The sequence below is a fragment of the Stenotrophomonas maltophilia genome, from assembly GCF_900186865.1.
In the GTDB taxonomy this organism is placed as follows: Bacteria; Pseudomonadota; Gammaproteobacteria; order Xanthomonadales; family Xanthomonadaceae; genus Stenotrophomonas; species Stenotrophomonas maltophilia.
Genome location: NZ_LT906480.1, coordinates 4,818,398 through 4,832,908 on the forward strand (window position 1 = coordinate 4,818,398; position 14,511 = coordinate 4,832,908).

A 14,511-nucleotide genomic window follows, 5' to 3' on the forward strand; every position below is an offset into this window, starting at 1 on the left:
GCATGCGGCCACTGGCCTACCCTTTGCCGGATATTCGCACCTCTCCCCTCTGCTGGAGCTCCCCATGACTGTCCCCGCCTTCGGTCTCGGCACCTTCCGCCTCAAAGACCAGACCGTGATCGATTCCGTGCGCAATGCGCTGGATGTCGGCTACCGCGCCATCGATACCGCGCAGATCTACGGCAATGAAGCCGAGGTCGGCCAGGCCATCGCCGATTCCGGCGTGCCGCGCGAAGAGATCTACCTGACCACCAAGGTCTGGATCACCGCGTTCAAGCGCGAAGCGCTGCTGGCCAGCCTGCATACCAGTCTGGAAAAGCTGCGTACCGATCATGTGGACCTGACGCTGATCCACTGGCCGTCGCCGAACGACAAGGTCGACGTGCCGATGGAGGAGTACCTGCCGGCGCTGGCCGAGGCCAAGGCACAGGGCCTGACGAAGGCGATCGGCATCTCCAACTTCACCATCGCCCAGACCCGCAAGGCCATCGAGATCCTTGGCGCCGATGCCATCGCCACCAACCAGATCGAGATCCATCCCTACCTGCAGAACCGCCTGCTGGTGAAGTTCCTGCAGGACAACGGCATCCACGTCACCGCCTACATGAGCCTGGCCTATGGCGAGGTGATCAAGGACCCGGTGATCCAGGCCATTGCCGGCCGCCACCAGGCCACCCCGGCGCAGATCGCGCTGGCCTGGGCGCTGCAGCAGGGCTTCTCGGTGATCCCGTCGTCGACCAGGCGCGAGAACCTGTCGAGCAACCTGGAAGCGGCAGCGATCCGCCTGACCGACGAAGACATGGCGCAGATCGCCAAGCTGGACCGTGGCCATCGCCTGGCGAATCCGGAAGGGATTGCACCCGCCTGGGATTGATTCCAACTGCGGTTACGGCTCGGAATCGGCAGGTGCCGCCCTTGGTCGGCACTGACCTCTGATGGATCATTGAAACACCGTGCGGACCAAGGTCCGCACCCACCAGAAGCGGCTTTGGCCTAGCCCTGCAGCAACCACCCGCGCATCGCCACACTGACCTCGTCCGGCTTCTCCATCGGGGCAAGGTGCCCGCAATCGGGCACCACCACCAGCTGCGAGTGCGGCACCAGGGCGTGCATTTCCTCGCTCACTGCCAGCGGCGTGATGCGATCGTTGGCGCCGCAGATGATCAACAGCGGATCGCGGTAGCCAGCCAGCACGTCATGGCCGTCACGGCGTTCCAGCGCACTCTGGCGCAGGAACACGTCCGCGCCCAGGCGGGCGGTCATGTCACGCACACGTTGCACCAGCACGTAATCATCCAGCCGCGAGGCATCGATGTAGCTGCGCATCAGCACATCGCCGAAGCCATGGAACTTGCCGGGCAGGCGCACGCTGGCGCGCTGGCTGCGGCGCTGTTCGGCACGTTCCGGTGAATCGGCGTGGATCGAGGTATCGACCAGCGCCAGCTGCAGCACACGCTCGGGCGCGATGCCCAGGATCTGCTGGGCGACGAAGCCACCCAGCGAGAAACCGGCGAGGGCGAAGCGTTCCGGCGCCTGCGCCAGCACGTCCTCGGCCACCGCCTGCAGGGTCTCGCCGCGAGTCTGGTCGCCTACCGTGCAATCGGCGATGTCGGCCAGATCGGCCAACTGCGCGCGCCACAGCTCAGCGTCGTTGAGCAGGCCAGGCAGCAGCAGCATGGGGATACGGTCGGTCATGGGGGTATTGTCGCGCCGGTGCGGTGGCGGCGCCATGCCAGCGACCGCGCCAAGCGCGGCGACATGCCCCGGATGAAACAGGCGCGCCGGACCCGCGCCCGCTTCTGGATACCCTGTGGGACGCCAGTCAAACCGATGCCGCGGCGCATTCCTCGGCGTCGGAAGCAGGCGCCGTCGACGCCCCACGCTGGGGCCGCACCTCCTGGACGATCCGCCCCTGCTCCATCACGAGCACGCGGTCGGCGCTGTTTATGGTCTCCGGCCTATGGGCCACGATCACCTTGGTCAGCTCCATACGCTGCACGGCTTCGTTGACCAAGCGCTCGCGCATGATATCAAGATGGCTGGTGGCCTGATCTAGAAACAGAATCCGTGGCCGGCGGTAGAGGGCGCGGGCCAGAATCACTCGCTGCTTCTGACCGCCTGAGAGCGAGTTGCCCATGTCGCCGATAAGACCGTGGTAACCCATCGCCATCCCCGCGATGTCATCATGCACCGCGGCCATTCGAGCAGCTTCCTCAATGCGCTGTTCATCGAAGCCACTGTCGAAGCCGCTGATGTTGTCGGCAATGCTTCCTGCAAACAACTGGTCATCCGGGATCGCATCAAGCTCGCTGACCCGGGCGAACAGCCACATCGAAGCGATCTCGTGCAGCGCTTGCTACATGCCCGGATCGCTCCAACGCATATCACTGCTGCAGCAGGTGGATGCGCACCATCGTCTCCATCGCATACTGCGACTGACCCACGCGACCCGAACGCGGGTAATGTGGCTCGATCCGAGCCAGCAGTGCCTTCCATGGCACTACCTAGTCCACCTCGTAAAGGAGAATCTCGCGCCGGGTCTGCTTGCGCTTGCCCAGACCCTGCGTATCGCCAAATGTCAGCTGCATGGATGGCTTCTCAACGTGTGTCTCTATTGTCTCTCAGGCCGCCGGCCAGCGGACAGCACTACCGAAGTAGTTGTTCAGAGCATCCTAGATGCAGGTCATGAGGACGGCAAATCTCGCTCAGCCATCAGCGACCAATGGACTAAGAATAAGCCAATCTATAGATAAATAACGTTAGTCATCCCCCTCGACCTGTATATCGATCTTATCCCGAAAAATAATTGAAATTAAAGACAGGAGCAGAGCTGGAAGCCCCAAAAGAAGCACGAACGACAAAGGCGCGCCGAACGACCATAGAGCGGCCGAAAACACGGCAGCCGAAGCCCCAAGCAGCAGGAACGAGCACTTAATTTCCCTATTAGCAGGTAACTTGCCGTCGAACACATCAGCGAGAATGCGGCAACAGAAACTCCGACCTCCTGAGGAACCTGCAAAGGCTCAGCACCCCGAAGCGCCGCCACCAGCATCAGCGCTGAGGCAAACGCCATTGCTACCAGGGAAATAAAATAGAACTTGCCATGCCGCCCATCAAATCCATCAGTAATCTTCATATCGACCCTCAAAGGATCGCAGGGCGAAAGCCCCGCGATCCAGCCAATGATTTACCAGCGCTAAGGATGTTCTGAACAGCTCCCTGCGAACTGTGCAGCAGTGCCCGCCACAGATTGCCGCTTCGGGGGACACTATTGATTCGCGTAGTGGAATACATCATACGGCTGACATTTGGGGATGCGCAGGGCCTGGGCAAGCGCAAGCAGACCCGGCGCGAGATTCTCCTTTACGAGGTGGACTAGGTAGTGCCATGGAAGGCACTACCGGCCCGGATCGAGCCACATTACCCGCGTTCGGGTCGCGTGGGTCGGTCACCGTATGCGATGGAGACGATGCTGCGCATCCACCTGCTGCAGCAGTGATATGCGTTTGAGCAATTCGGGCATGTAGCAAGCGTTGCACGAGATTGATTCGATGCGGCTGTTCGAACGGCTCACCAGTCGTTCTCAGGTCAAGATGCCCTGCATAACTCGCGTGGACTCCATGCCAAGCGTCGAGAAGAGTCATGACGATTGCTCTGGTCCATCAACTGCCGCATTGAAACCAATACGGACTTGGCGTCCTTGCAGGAATCAGCCGCAGCTGCAGCTGCAGCTCAAGCGGCATCCTTGCAAAGTGATCATTTCGACGCGTGCTCTTCCCGAATCCGCTCGCGCCTGACGTCGACACGCCTGGCTATCACAATGACAACCGCTCCTATGAACAAGAACGGCAAGGTCCGACCGTCTGCAGTTGCCGCCACCATAGCTAGGCAGCACACGCAGATGGCGTCGCCGCCACGCCGTGGCGCAATGGTAGCGTTGCTTCTTCGCTGAGTTGAAGAGCGAAATGCGTCAGTAGCCGCTTCTTTCCTTCTGGTGATTCAGTCACTCCTACGCAAGAGACACAGCAGGCACCCGGTACGCCGACATGCGTGGACCACTCGGACGTCACTGGCGTAGGGTATAAGCCATCGTTGTAGTCTATATTCAATCGTCGGAACGACTGACAGCAGCGCAATCATCAGCATGAGCTTGCTTTACGACGCCACCGATGTGATGACTGGACTGACCGAGGTGCTGTGCTATGGCACGGCGGTGGTGGTGGAACCGTTGCGCTGACAAGGCCGCCGGGCATGGCCCGGCGCTACCCGGAATCACGCCGCTGGCGGGATCTCGGGCACCTCTACCTGCTGCACCGGCAGGGCCACCATCATCACCGTCGGGTCATCCGGGTCCAGCTTCGTCTTGAAGCCCAGGCTCTGGCACATCGCCAGCATGGTGCTGTTCTCGCGCAGCACCTGGCCTTCGACCACGTCCAGGCCCAGCCACTTGGCGTACTCGATCATGATCGCCATCAGCCGCCAGCCGATGCCGTGGCCCTTCAGGTCCGAGCGGATCAAGATGCCGTACTCGCCACGGTGGTAATCGGCATCGGCGTGCAGGCGCACCGCGCCGAGCATTTCGCCACTACGCGGTTCGATCGCCACCAGTGCGATCGAGCGTGCGTAATCGAGCTGGGTCAGGCGCGCGATGAACTCGTGGCTGAAGTGCTTCACCGACTGGAAGAAGCGCAGGCGCAGATCCTCGTCGCTGACGCGGGCGAAGAACGCACGGAACAACGCGTCATCCTCCGGCCGCACCGGACGCACGAAGGCGCGGCCGCCATCGGACAGTTCGATGGTGCGCTCCCACTCCTTCGGGTACGGGAACACCGAGAAGCGCGGATGGCCACGGCCCTTGTGCAGGATGCGCGACGGCGCCACCGCCACGCGTGCGTCGAGGGCGAGGATGCCCTTGCCGTCGACCAGCAACGGATTGATGTCCAGCGTGCGCACTTCGGGAATGTCGGCGGCCAGTTGTGCCAGCTTGACCAGCGCCAATGCCAGTGCGCGCTCGTCGGCGGCAGGCACATCGCCATAGGCCTTGAGGATGCGCGAGGCGCGGGTCTGGCCGATCAGCTCGTGGGCCAGGCGCAGGTCCAGCGGCGGCAGCGCCAACGCCTTGTCATTGATCACTTCAACCGCGGTACCGCCACGGCCGACCACGATCACCGGGCCGAACGTCGCGTCATCGGCAATGCCGACGATCAACTCGCGCGCCTTCGGGCGAACGATGGTCGGCTGCACCAGCAGGCCATCGATGCGCGCATCCGGCCGCAGCTGGCGTGCGCGCGACAGGATCGCGTTGGCCGCGCTCTGCACCGCCGGCAGCGTGGACAGGTTCAGGCGCACGCCGTCCACTTCCGACTTGTGCGGAATGTCCGGCGACAGGATCTTCAGCGCCACGCTGGCGCCACGCTCCAGCAACGGCTGCGCCAGGTCCATTGCCTCGTGCGCATCGCGCGCGTGCATCACCGGCGCGGAGGGAATGCCGTAGGCCTTGAGCAGTTCGTGGGTGGCCAACGGGTCCAGCCATTGCTGGCCGTTGGCCAATGCCGCATCGACCAGCGCGCGTGCGGCCGCCGCGTCGACACTGAAGTCCTGCGGCAGGCTGGGCGGTGTTTCCATCAGCGCGTTCTGCGCTTCGCGGTAACGCACCAGATGCTGGAAGCCGCGCACCGCTTCGGCCTCGGTCGGATAGGTCGGCACCCGTGCCGCGTTGAGCGTGGCGGTGGCCTGGTCATCGTTGCCCAGCCACACCGCGAATACCGGTTTGTCGCGGTGATGGCGCGGGCGCAGTCCGAGCGTGCGGGTAAGCGCCTGTGCGGCGTCTGCGGATGAAGTGAATGCGGTCGGCACGTTGACCACCATCACCGCATCATTCTCGTTGTCAGCCAGCAGCGCCTCGATGGCGGCGGCATAGCGGTCACCATCGGCGTCGACCACGATGTCGACCGGGTTGCTGCGCGACCAGCCCTGCGGCAGCACGGCGTCGAGTTTCTCGACCGTGCTGTCGGACAGGTTGGCCAGCGTGCCACGCAGTGCAATGAGCTGGTCCACGGCCAGGCGGCCGACACCGCCACCATTGCTGAGAATGGCCAGGCGACGACCGGGGAAGGTCCCCAACCGGCCCAGCGATTCGGCGGCCGTGAACAGTTCGTCCAGCGCGCCCACGCGCAGCAGGCCGGCGCGGTTGAACGCGGCGCCATACACGTCGTCGGCGCGGGCCAGGGCCTGCACATGGGTATCGCGGCTGCCCGGCTGCACGCGCTCGGCGCGGCCGGACTTCACCACCACTACCGGCTTGGCGCGGGCGGCGGCACGCGCGGCCGACATGAACTTGCGCGCATCCTTGATCTGCTCGACGTAGAGCAGGATGGCGCGGGTGCGGTAGTCGGTGGCGAAGTAGTCGAGCAGGTCACCGAAGTCGACGTCCATCGTGTCGCCCAGCGAGACCACCGCGGAAAACCCGACCGAGCGGGCCACGCCCCACTCCACCAGCGCGGCGGCAATGGCCGAGGATTCGGAGATCAACGCAAGATCACCGGCCTGCGGGAAGTGCGCGGCGATGCTGGCATTGAGCCGCGCGTGCGGTGCAATCACACCCAGGCAGTGTGGGCCGAGGATGCGCAGGCCATGCTTGCGCGCCACCGCCTCCACCTGCGCCGACAGCGAGCCCGGGCCTTCCCCCAGGTGCGCGGTGAGGATGATTGCGGCCTGCACGCCGCGTTCGGCAGCGGTGCGCACCACCTGCGGCACGATCGACGCCGGCGCGGTGATAACCACCAGATCCGGCACCCAGTCCAGGTCCTTCAGCCGCTTCACGGTGCGGATGCCATCGATTTCGGCATGCCGCGGGTTGATCCACGCCACCTTGCCGGGGAAGCCGGTGCCGCGCAGGTTGCGCATCACCGCACGTCCGGCCGAGCGCTGACGCGGGCTGCCGCCGATCACCGCGACCGACTGCGGACGGAACACGGACTGCAGGTGGTAGGTACTCATGCGCCTACGGTAACCAAATTCCATGACGATGGGGTCAGATCCCTTTCCCCAGGAAAGGGATCTGACCCTTGCGTGACCCTTGCGTGCCGACCAAGGTCGGCAACTACCGGAGCACGGTGCTTCAGGGGTCAGAGCCCTTCGCTGCGCGAAGGACCCGACCCCCTAACCGACCCCGGTTTACAACAGTGTGCCGTGCAGGATCATCGCGGCGATGCTGAAATAGATCACCAGTCCGGTCACGTCCACCAGCGTGGCCACGAACGGGGCCGAGGCACTGGCCGGGTCGAAGCCGAGCCGCTTCAGGATGAACGGCAGCATCGATCCGGACAGCGAGCCGAACGTGACGATGCCGACCAGCGCGGCGCCGATGGTGATCGCCAGCAGGATCCAGTGCTCGCCGTAGTCATGCAGGCCACCCAGCTGCCAGATGACGATGCGCACGATGGCCAGGCAGCCGAGGATCGCGCCCAGCACCATGCCGGTGGGCACTTCGCGCAGGGCCACCTTCCACCAGTCGCGCAGGCGCAGTTCGCGCAGCGCCAGGCTGCGGATCAGCAGCGAGGTGGCCTGCGAACCGGAGTTGCCGCCCGAACTCATGATGAGCGGAATGAACAGGGTCAGCACCACCGCGCGCGCCAGTTCGTCCTCATAGTGCTGCATCGCGCTGGCGGTCAGCATCTCGCCCAGGAACAGCACGCTCAGCCAGCCGGCGCGCTTGCGCAGCATCTCAAAGAAACCGATCTGCATGTACGGCTTGTCCAGCGCTTCCATGCCGCCAAACTTGTGCGCGTCCTCGGTGGATTCCTCGATCAGCGCATCCAGTACGTCATCGACGGTGACGATGCCGAGCATCTGCTGCTGCGCATCGACCACCGGGATCGCCAGCAGGTCGTGGCGACGGATCAGCCGTGCCACTTCTTCCTGGTCCATCAGTGCGTCCACCGTCACCGGTGGATTGACCTGGGCCACGTCCAGGATCGACTCCTCCGGCAGGCCGGTGATCAGCCGGCGCATGGTCACCACCTGCTGCAGCTGCTGGCTGGCCGGGTCCAGGACGTAGATCGCGTACACCGTTTCACGGGTGCGCTCGACCTGGCGGATGTGCTGCAGGGTCTGCGCCACGGTCCAGCTGGCGGGTACCGCCACGTACTCGGTGGTCATCAGCGCGCCGGCGGTGTTCGGCGGGTAGCTGAGCAGCTTCTGGATGGCCTGGCGGGCGTCGGTGCCCAGCAGCGGGATCAACCGGGCGCGTTCTTCCTCATCCAGCTCATGGACGATGTCGGTGGCGCGGTCGTCGGCCATCAAGCCGAGCAGGGCGGCAGCGCGCGCCGGCGGCAGCGCAGCCACCAGTTCGCCGCTGCGGTGCAGTTCCGGCGCTTCCAGCATTTTCACTGCACGCGGCAACGGCAGCGCAGCCAGCGTTTCCGCGGCGCGGGTCAGTTCCAGCGTGTTGAGGAATTCCACCGCATCGGCGGTGTTGAAGTTCGCCAGCGGCGCGGCCAGTGCGGCGGCATCGGCCACCGGGCGCAGCAATTGCTTCTGGTTCATCGGGTTTGCCTTGTGGGGTGCGACCTCGCGCAACGCCAACGCAGGCAAACCGTCCCGATGTCAGGCGGTGGCCATCGCTGGCGTCGAACGAGGTCGACTTCTACTGTCGCTGGACATGGGTTGGGGACTCCGGGATGCGTGTGCCGACGGACGCGCCGCCAGCGGCGGGCAGTCTGGACCCGTGGACCATGCAGGTCAACCCGGTCCCGCCGCGGCAGCACCCTGCCCGCAGGTTGTTCTCGTGCGTACACAGGCCGGCGCGCATAATGGCGCGGTGGTGTTCGCCACGCTTTTCCCAACCCGAACGGACGCACAGCGGCTCCCCCGATGACCAGGTATTCCCATGCATAGCGGTGGTCTGGAACTGGCGCTGGTGCTGCTGCTGGCGGCAGTCATCGCCGTGCCGGTGTTCAAGAAGTTCGGTTTCGGCGCGGTGCTGGGCTACCTGGCGGCCGGTGTGGTGCTGGGCCCGGACGGGCTGGGCTTCGTGCAGGACGCCGACCGCATCCTCGGCGCCGCCGAGATCGGCGTGGTGATGCTGCTGTTCGTGATCGGCCTGGAGCTGTCGCCGGCACGCCTGAAGGTGATGCGGCGCTCGGTGTTCGGTGCCGGTGCGGCGCAGGTGGCGCTGTCCGGGCTGGTGCTGGGCGGCCTGCTGCTGCTCGACCACTTCCAGTGGAAGAGCGCGCTGGTGGTAGGCGTGGCGCTGGCGCTGTCATCCACGGCGGTGGGCCTGCAGCTGCTGTCCGAGCACAAGGCGATCAACAGCGACCACGGCCGGTTGGGCTTTGCCATCCTGCTGTTCCAGGACCTGATCGCGATCCCGCTGCTGGCGGCCATCCCGCTGCTGGGCGGGGTCAAGAACGAGACCCTGCGCTGGGAAGATGCGGCCGTGGCGCTGGGTGCGCTGGCGGTGGTGATCCTGTGCGGACGACCGGTGCTGCGCAAGGTGTTCAGCATCATCGCGCGCACCCGCAGCCCGGAAGTATTCACTGCCACCGCCCTGCTGGTGGTGCTGGGCACCGCCTGGTTCATGCAGGAAGCCGGCCTCAGCCCCAGCCTCGGCGCGTTCCTGGCCGGCGTGCTGCTGTCCGATTCGGAGTTCCGGCATGAGCTGGAAGCGCAGATCGAGCCGTTCAAGGGGCTGCTGCTGGGCCTGTTCTTCATCGCGGTGGGTATGGGCATCGACCTGGACCGCATCGCCGCCGAGCCGTGGCTGATCGCCGCAGGTGTCGGCATCCTGCTGGTGGTCAAGTTCAGCCTGCTCTACGCGGTTGGACGTGTCGCCCGGCTCAGCTCGCGGCAATCGCTGCTGCTGGGCAGCGTGCTGTGGCTGGGCGGTGAGTTCGCCTTCGTGGTGTTCAACGAGGCACAGCGCGCGCACCTGCTGGGCAACGCCAACCACGACCGGCTGGTGGCGATCGTCGGCCTGTCGATGGCGATCACGCCGCTGTTGATGATCGCGCTGCTGAAACTGCTCGGCCAGGAGAAAGCCACTCCGCGCGAGCCGGCCGAGGCCGACAAGGTGGCGCCGGACAACCGGCCCAAGGTGCTGATCGCCGGCATGGGCCGCTTCGGCCAGGTGATCGCGCGCCTGCTGACCGCGCAGAAGGTGCCGTTCGTGGCGCTGGAGGCGAACCCGGATACCGTGGCCGACCTGCGCCGATTCGGCAACCAGCTGTATTACGGCGACCCGACCCGGCCGGAGATGCTGCGCGCGGCCGGGGGCGAGCACATCGATGTGTTCGTGATCACCGTGGATGACCCGGAAACCAACCTGCGCGCGGTGCGCATGGTGCGCCGGCTGTACCCGGACGCGACGGTGCTGGCGCGTGCACGCAACCGCCAGCATGCGTGGCGGTTGATGGACATGTCGGCCGAGCCGTTCCGCGAAGTGTTCGGCACCAGCCTGGAGATGAGCGGCCGCGTGCTGACCGCGCTGGGCGTGGCACCGGATGTGGCCGAGCGCCACGTGCAGCGCTTCCGCGAGCACGATGAGCAGCTGCTGCGCGACCAGTACCTGGTGTACGACGACGAGGCAGCGGTGATCCAGACCTCGCGCGACGCACGCAACGACCTGATGCATCTGTTCGAGGCCGACGCGGAAAGCGACGGCAAGTAGGCGTGCCGACCAACGGTCGGCACCCACCACGGATTGCAGTAGTGCCGGCCGCTGGCCGGCAGCCTCGGGATCCCGAAGGTTTCAGGAGATTGCCGGCCAGCGGCCGGCACTACCCACTGCGGATTCCGGCCGTAGATCCACGCCATGCGTGGATGTCGCAGACCTCGGCTCAACCGTTGTCGCGCAGGAACCGCGCCATCGACGAGACACCCGGCACGCGCGGTTCAAACTCGCCGGCCACGTCGATGAAGCCACGCATCACCGCGATCTCGCGCGGGCTGCGGTTGAGGCTGTCGCGCGCCTCCGGATCGGCACCAGCGCGCAGCAGGCGCTGCACCAGCAGCGGCAGGCCGTGCAGGGCCGCGAGGTGCAGCGGTCCGAAGCCGCGCGGATCACGCACCTCAAGGCTCACGTCTTCGTCCAGCAGGCGTTCCACTGCGGCCATCACCACCTGTTCGTCGCAGGCGGTGCCGGGCTCGGCGCGTGCGCCCAGCAGCAGCAGCAGCGGCGTGACCGAACCAGCCGCGGCCTGGTCCGGTTCGGCACCGGCCAGCAGCAGGGTGTCGAGCAGGGCGAGCAGGCGCGAGCGGTCGCGGGCACTGAAGCCATACAGCGCGGCACAGTGCAGTGGGCCCAGCTGCTGGGCGTCACCGGCGTGCACGTCGGCACCGGCGGTGAGCAAGCGCGCAACGATGTCCGGCAGACCCAGCGCGGACGCCAGCATCAGCACGGTCACTCCGCCCGGCAGGCGGTGTTCCAGCTTGGCGCCAGCGTCGAGCAGGGCCGAGACGATGTCCACCTGGCGCATGCTGACCGCCGCCGACAGCGGCGTGGCACCACTGGCCGCTGCGTGCTGCGGATCAGCGCCACGCGCCAGCAACAGGTCGGTCACCGCCAGATGGCCACCGCCGGCGGCGCGCAGCAGCGCGGTGCAGCCCTGCGCATCAACCGCATCGACGGCGAAGCCCAGATCGATCAGGCGGCGCACCGCGTCGACGTCACCGGCCATTGCGGCGGCCGGCAGATCGGACTCGCGCAGGGTGCGGCGCGGCAATGGCCACACCCGCCAGTCCAGCCAGTCGGCCAGATCGCGGCGACCAATCGACAGCGCCACGCCCAGCGGCGTCTGTCCATCGGCGGCGCGTGCTTCCGGCGAGGCACCGTGCTGCACCAGCAGCTTCAGCGCGCCTTCGCGGGCCAATGCGGTGGCCAGATGCAATGCGGTCATGCCATGGCTGTCGCGCGCTTCACGATCGACGCCCGCCTTCAGCAGCGCCTGCTGCAGGCGCAGCCAGCCCAGGCGCACCGCCAGCGACAACGGCGGATCACCGGCCGGCGAAGCCGCGAACGGATCGGCGCCACGCTCCAGCAATTCCAGCGCCAGCTGTTCCAGGCCACGGGCGGCCTGGTCGTGCTGCGCACAGGCCGCCAGGAAGCGTGCCAGGCCACCGCGTCCGGCCGGCGACAAGCCACGCTGCAACATCACCTGCAACGCCGGCACCGCATCGATTCCGCGCGACAGCAACGCGAACATCGGCGTATCGGAACAGGCGTCGCGCACGTAGGGATCGGCGCCGTGGCCCAGCAGCCAATCCACCGCGCGCGGCTCCAGCGCCAGCTCTGGGTCGAGCAGCAGGCCGCCCAGTTCTTCCGGCTGGCAGAGCTTGGCCAGCGCGGCCATGCCTTCGGTGTTGCCGAAGCCCAGCGCCTCGCGCAGCAGGGTCAGCGGCGGGCGGTCCGGCAGCAGGCCGCTGGCACTGGCGGCTTCGCCACGCTCGGCCAGGCCGTCACTGACCGCGGCCGGCAACGGATAGGACGGATCCAGCAGGGCGACAATCGCCCAGCGCCCGGCTTCGGCAGCGTAGTCCACTGCACGGCGACCGACCGGATCGGTCGCGTCGGCGGCGATGCCCAGCTCCACCAGGCGCTTGACCAGCAACGGCGAGACATCCTCTGCCATCACCGCCAGCTGCACTGCGTTGCGCCCTTCGCCGTCGACGGCAACCAGGTCCGGCTTGTGCGGCAGCAAGTGTTCGACCACCGCGGCGCGCCCGGCACGGGCGGCTTCCAGCCAGGGCGTACGCCCCAGTGCATCGCGTGCTTCCAGGTTGGCACCGGCGGCCAGCAGCACGCCGATGATTTCAACGTGGCCGGCCAGCGCCGCCTCGTGCAGCGCGCTGCGGCGCTGGCGATCACGCGCGTCGGCACGCGCCTTGTGCTTGAGCAGCAGCTGCACGCCAGCCGGATCGTCGTCTTCGGTGGCGGCGGCGGCCAGCAGCACCGGGGTGCCCTCTGCCGGTTCGCTGCGCGCACCGCGTTCGAGCAGGAAGCGGGCCAGGCGCCAGTTGCCGACCTGGCAGGCCACGGCCAGCGGCGACCAGCCCTCGTTGTTCAGCGCATCGACTTCGGCGGCGGCATCGCGCAGCAGCGCGGCCACGCCTGGGTCGGAACTGCGCGCGGCATGGTGCAGCGGGGTGTTGCCATCGCTGTCGGTGGCACGCGAATCGGCACCGTTGGCGAGCAGGGTCATCACGGCTTCGGGGCGGCCATGCCAGCTGTCGCGGGTGGCGGCCAGCAGCGGGGTCATGCCCCGGTGCGGCGCGTTCACGTCAACGCCGCGGGCAATCAGTTCGCGCAGCAGGCGCAGGTCCGGCAGCACCGCCGCCAGCACCGCCAGGCTGCGCTGGTCGCGCCAGCTCGGGTCGGGCAGCGCATACGGATCGGCGCCGGCCTGCAGCAGTTGCAGGCCGCGGTCGATGCGGCCGTGGCGGGCGGCTTCATACAGGGCCGGGGTCAGCTCCTGCGGAGCCATCGCCTCCAGCGGCGCGGTCTCGGCTGCGGCAGCGAGCATCGGTTCGTGTTCTGCGCTGGACGTCGCCATCGGGCTGGGGCGCAACGACACCAGCGGCGCCGGCGCGACCCGCTGCAGCAGCAGGTGCAGCACGGGAGACACCACCACCACCGCCAGCGCAGCGGGCCAGCGCGCGCTCTCCGGCAGCAGTCCCGGCCAGGCCGGCAGCACCACCAGCGCGGCCAGCGCGATCACCAGCGCCGCCACGCCGAGACCGCGCCAAGCGGTCAGGTCGCGACCGGCCAGCGCCTGCCAATGATGGGCCAGGCGGCCATCAAGCCGTTCGACATCGTTCCACAACGGCCAGGTGCGCCAGGCAGCGAGCAGGCCGGCACTGACCAGCACGCTCAGGCCCAGCACCGCCGCAAGGCTGCCGCTGTCACGCAGCGCCGCCAGCGGCCAGGCCAGCAGCAGCGCCAGCAGCAGCGGTGCGGCCGCCCACAGTGCCAGCAGCGCCGGCAGGTCCTGGCGTGCAACCACCTTCAGCGGCAGCAGCGCACGGCTGCGCCGCCACCAGGACACGCCCAGCGCGAACGCCGGTTGCGCCAGGGCGGCGAGGATGGCACCCGCAACGCCGCCCACGGCAGCACCCAGTGCCAGCACGGCGCCCACGGCGAAGGCGATCGACAGGGCGCGCGGACGGGAGACGTCAGTCATAGTGGCGCGGCATCAGGCTGGCCACCGACGGCGGCACCTGCAGGTAGAACCCGCGCTCGCTCATGTCACTGCGAACCTTGTCCGGGTCGGCCTGGGCCAGGCGACGCTGGGCATCCAGGGCCACGTCCAGGACGAAGGTGAGCGCACCCAGCGAGGTGAGCAGCGGCGCAGGCAGCGCGCTGAAATCATCGCGTCGGGGAACGTAGACGTAGGTGTCAGGCTTGAGTTGGCTTTTATAGACGTAGGCGTGCATGTCCGCGGGACGATAACCCGGGAAGAGCCATGATTGTGTCGGAAAGCCGACACCGGGGAAAGCCGTCGGCCGACGATGGCG

The 14,511-nt window shown here is 67.0% G+C and carries 8 protein-coding genes and 3 pseudogenes; 4 read left to right on the top strand and 7 right to left on the bottom strand.

The window, feature by feature from the left end:
• Positions 1–64 precede the first annotated feature (64 nt).
• Complete coding sequence (gene dkgB / locus CKW06_RS22640) at positions 65–874, top strand: 2,5-didehydrogluconate reductase DkgB (protein ID WP_024958516.1); 810 nt, start codon at positions 65–67, stop codon at positions 872–874.
• 119 nt (positions 875–993) lie between these two features.
• On the opposite strand, the gene CKW06_RS22645 is transcribed toward dkgB, so the two are convergent.
• From CKW06_RS22645 to CKW06_RS23695, 3 genes and pseudogenes are all read right to left on the bottom strand, one after another.
• Positions 994–1,695, bottom strand: coding sequence for an alpha/beta fold hydrolase (locus CKW06_RS22645; protein WP_024958515.1), 702 nt, complete (start codon positions 1,693–1,695; stop codon positions 994–996).
• A 127-nt stretch (positions 1,696–1,822) separates the two neighbouring features.
• Positions 1,823–2,588, bottom strand: a pseudogene (locus tag CKW06_RS22650) (transposase).
• 224 nt (positions 2,589–2,812) lie between these two features.
• On the bottom strand, positions 2,813–3,136 hold the full coding sequence (locus tag CKW06_RS23695) for a hypothetical protein (protein ID WP_143568532.1): 324 nt from the start codon (positions 3,134–3,136) through the stop codon (positions 2,813–2,815).
• A gap of 159 nt (positions 3,137–3,295) precedes the next feature.
• Between CKW06_RS23695 and CKW06_RS23785 the strand changes: the two are divergent.
• Both CKW06_RS23785 and CKW06_RS22665 read left to right on the top strand, forming a co-directional pair.
• A pseudogene (locus tag CKW06_RS23785) lies at positions 3,296–3,496 on the top strand (transposase); the annotation flags it as partial.
• A gap of 630 nt (positions 3,497–4,126) precedes the next feature.
• Positions 4,127–4,237: pseudogene (locus CKW06_RS22665) on the top strand (YbjQ family protein); the annotation flags it as partial.
• A gap of 35 nt (positions 4,238–4,272) precedes the next feature.
• Here CKW06_RS22665 and CKW06_RS22670 read toward each other — a convergent pair.
• Both CKW06_RS22670 and mgtE read right to left on the bottom strand, forming a co-directional pair.
• Positions 4,273–6,999: a bifunctional acetate--CoA ligase family protein/GNAT family N-acetyltransferase gene (locus CKW06_RS22670; protein ID WP_024958511.1), complete on the bottom strand. Its 2,727-nt coding sequence runs from the start codon at positions 6,997–6,999 to the stop codon at positions 4,273–4,275.
• Positions 7,000–7,176: 177 nt separating this feature from the next.
• Positions 7,177–8,547, bottom strand: coding sequence for a magnesium transporter (gene mgtE / locus CKW06_RS22675; RefSeq protein ID WP_005411590.1), 1,371 nt, complete (start codon positions 8,545–8,547; stop codon positions 7,177–7,179).
• Between the two features lie 343 nt (positions 8,548–8,890).
• On the opposite strand from mgtE, the gene CKW06_RS22680 reads away from it, so the two are divergent.
• Positions 8,891–10,669, top strand: coding sequence for a monovalent cation:proton antiporter-2 (CPA2) family protein (locus CKW06_RS22680; RefSeq protein WP_005411591.1), 1,779 nt, complete (start codon positions 8,891–8,893; stop codon positions 10,667–10,669).
• 169 nt (positions 10,670–10,838) lie between these two features.
• On the opposite strand, the gene CKW06_RS22685 is transcribed toward CKW06_RS22680, so the two are convergent.
• Both CKW06_RS22685 and CKW06_RS22690 read right to left on the bottom strand, forming a co-directional pair.
• Complete coding sequence (locus tag CKW06_RS22685) at positions 10,839–14,177, bottom strand: ankyrin repeat domain-containing protein (RefSeq protein WP_024957728.1); 3,339 nt, start codon at positions 14,175–14,177, stop codon at positions 10,839–10,841.
• Positions 14,170–14,430 carry a YcgL domain-containing protein gene (locus CKW06_RS22690; RefSeq protein ID WP_005411593.1) on the bottom strand — a complete coding sequence of 87 codons (261 nt, stop codon included), beginning with the start codon at positions 14,428–14,430 and terminating at the stop codon, positions 14,170–14,172. Before CKW06_RS22690 ends, CKW06_RS22685 begins: the two co-directional genes overlap by 8 nt.
• Between the last annotated feature and the right edge of the window lie 81 nt (positions 14,431–14,511).